This window comes from Lysinibacillus sp. fls2-241-R2A-57 (genome assembly GCF_030209535.1).
GTDB lineage: Bacteria > Bacillota > Bacilli > Bacillales_A > Planococcaceae > Lysinibacillus.
Genome location: NZ_JARVRU010000174.1, coordinates 1 through 2692 on the forward strand (window position 1 = coordinate 1; position 2692 = coordinate 2692).

A 2692-nucleotide genomic window follows, 5' to 3' on the forward strand; every position below is an offset into this window, starting at 1 on the left:
ACGCTTCTCTTAAGTATATAAGAACCCCGCTGCTTTAGCTGTGGGAGTAGTCAGTTAGAGCAATCATATTCTCTAGCGGCAGTTGACTAATATCGGATATAGCAAAAATATTTTGAAACGAAGAATTGTTACGGATTTTCTGCATCATTGCTTGTTCATTAATTAAATATTTACCACCTGTTTGAATATAGCTCCCTAATTCATCAACTAGTAACGCTATTTTATTTTGAAGGAAGGTAGGTGTCATCTTATCTAAGATTTTAAATGGGATGCGACCTAATTTATCAAAAAACCACAAATCCTTTTGATCTTTTTCCCATGCTTGAATTTCTTGTAAATGCTTTTCTAATTGCTCGACATTCTCCATTTTGTCTATTCCCCTTATAATTGCGTTTAATTAAAATACGAGAAGAATTTAAAAAAGGTTTCGTTATTTTTATAAAATTTCGACATTAATGTGGAGTGAATGATTGCCAAACAGCTCCAAGCAACGCGATACCTTCTTTGATTTGCTCAAAGGTTAGCCCACCATAGCCTATAAGAACCATAGCATGTTTAGTGTTTTTCTGATAAGAGGTTGAACATGGATAGACTTTGATTCCTACCTCTCGTGCAAGGTTAATTGCATCCTGTTCAGAAAGCCTTTTCGGTAACTTCACAACAATGTGTAGCCCTGATTTCTCACCAACTACTTCGAACTCCTCGGAAAAATTTGCGTTAATAGCTGCTAGCAATGTCTGTTGCTTTTTGCGATAAATAGTGCGCATTTTGGCTAAATGCTTATCAAATAGACCTTGAGCAATAAAATCGGCTAACGCAAGCTGATCTATTTTGGAGACAACAGATTTTTGTTCCTGATTAAACAGAATAAAATCTTCGACTAACGATTTAGGCAAAATCATATAACTTATGCGCAGCGATGGGATAAGTGTTTTGGAAAATGTTCCGGAATAAATAACACGCTGAAGCTGATCCATTTTTGCTAAAGAGGGGATAGGGAGCCCTTTATAGCGAAATTCTGAGTCATAATCATCTTCAAAAATATAGGCGTTCTCAGAAGTTGCCCATTGCAAAAGTGCTACACGCCGTTCAACAGGCATGACCATGCCAAGCGGAAACTGATGTGCGGGTGTTGTGTATAACATGTGGATGGATTTTTTCGGTATTGTAACCCCTGAGTTATCAACAGGAATAGCATGAGTTGTTAATCCACATTGTTGCAATGTTGCACGTATTCTTTTAAAGCCAGGCTCCTCTAAGCCAACATGTGTTTTTGGACCCAAAAAGTGACATAGAGCTTGAAGCTGACTTTGTGTACCACTATAAACAAAAACCTGTGATGCTTCACAAGCAACTCCTCTTGAACGTTCAACGTAGCGAGCAATTTCCATCCGTAATATAACCTCTCCTTGCCAAGAGCTTGTCGTTAAGTTATTCACATTGAAGTGCTTTTTCAACAGCCTATGCCAAATGGAAATTGGAAAAGCCTCTTTATCCACATGTCCATTGTTAAAATCAAATTTTATGTTATCTACAATTGGTATTGAGGAAGCGTATGTATGCTGCTTCAGCTGCTGGCCCCATTCGAATTCAAAGGGTGCTATGAAATAACCTGAGCGTTCCTTACTATAGATATAGCCTTCCGCTAGCAATTGCTCATATGCCTCCTTAATCGTGTGAACACTAACATCGAGCGTTTTAGCAAGTGTTCGTTTGGAAGGTAATTGCTCATGGGCCAGCAATTTTTTTCTTAATATGGCTTGTTTTAATTCGTCGTAAATTTGCACGTATTTTGATACGTCTCCAGTAAATGAAATCGATAGCTCCAAAGTATAGCACCTCCTGGTATGGCATGTTTTTTGAAAATTGGTTATATTCAACATATCAAAATTACCGTTAAATAGTAAAAAAGGAGTGAAGCGAAATGAATTTTATAGCGTTAGAAAATGAAGTAGTATTACTTAAACCATTAGGTCAAGAGGACGCCCAAGGGATACTAGAGGCTGGTAGTTATCCAGAGATTTGGCCTTATTTGTCCACAACGATTGAAAAGATGGATGATGTGCATAACTTTGTGGACAATGCATTAGCAAAAAAACATGAAAAAACTGAGTTTCCATTTGTCATTGTGGATAAACATTCTGAACAAATCATCGGTTCAACTCGGTTTATGGATATTGATGAGCATCATAAAAGGCTTGAAATAGGTACATCATGGATTACACCGACTTTTTGGCGTACAACAATAAATACGAATTGCAAATATTTATTATTACAATACTGTTTTGAAGTGTTAAATCTACAACGTGTACAAATTAAAACAGACCATGAAAACGTGCGCGCTCAAAAAGCAATAGAACGTATTGGAGGAAAAAAGGAGGGGATCTTACGCAATCATATGGTGCGCAAGGATGGCACAACTCGTCATACTGTGATGTATAGTATTACTTTACAAGAATGGCCGGAAGTGAAAAAGCATTTACAGCAGATGCTAGTTGATTCTACTAAAAAATAGTAATGGAGAAAATCTTGCGTGTTGATTAGGAAAAAATAGGTTTATTATTGAGCGATGAAAGGTTTTTTCTTGTTGCTATTTAGTGTCGAGCCCCAAAACAGAATCGCTAAATCTATTTTCGTTCGTTTTATAGGAATACTTTGAAGATTTATCGAAACAAAATCGCCCTTTATCGAA

3 protein-coding genes are annotated in these 2692 nt (G+C 36.9%); 1 reads left to right on the forward strand and 2 read right to left on the reverse strand.

Annotated elements, in window-relative coordinates:
- Nucleotides 1-34: 34 nt before the first annotated feature.
- Both QRN68_RS22525 and pdxR read right to left on the reverse strand, forming a co-directional pair.
- Nucleotides 35-367, reverse strand: coding sequence for an EcsC family protein (locus QRN68_RS22525; protein ID WP_285399336.1), 333 nt, complete (start codon nucleotides 365-367; stop codon nucleotides 35-37).
- 85 nt (nucleotides 368-452) lie between these two features.
- On the reverse strand, nucleotides 453-1829 hold the full coding sequence (gene pdxR / locus QRN68_RS22530) for a MocR-like pyridoxine biosynthesis transcription factor PdxR (protein ID WP_285399337.1): 1377 nt from the start codon (nucleotides 1827-1829) through the stop codon (nucleotides 453-455).
- A 95-nt stretch (nucleotides 1830-1924) separates the two neighbouring features.
- Here pdxR and QRN68_RS22535 point away from each other — a divergent pair, with 95 nt between their 5' ends.
- The gene (locus tag QRN68_RS22535) at nucleotides 1925-2515 is read left to right on the forward strand and encodes a GNAT family N-acetyltransferase (RefSeq protein WP_285399338.1); all 591 of its coding nucleotides are present in this window, start codon (nucleotides 1925-1927) and stop codon (nucleotides 2513-2515) included.
- The last annotated feature ends 177 nt before the right edge of the window (nucleotides 2516-2692 follow it).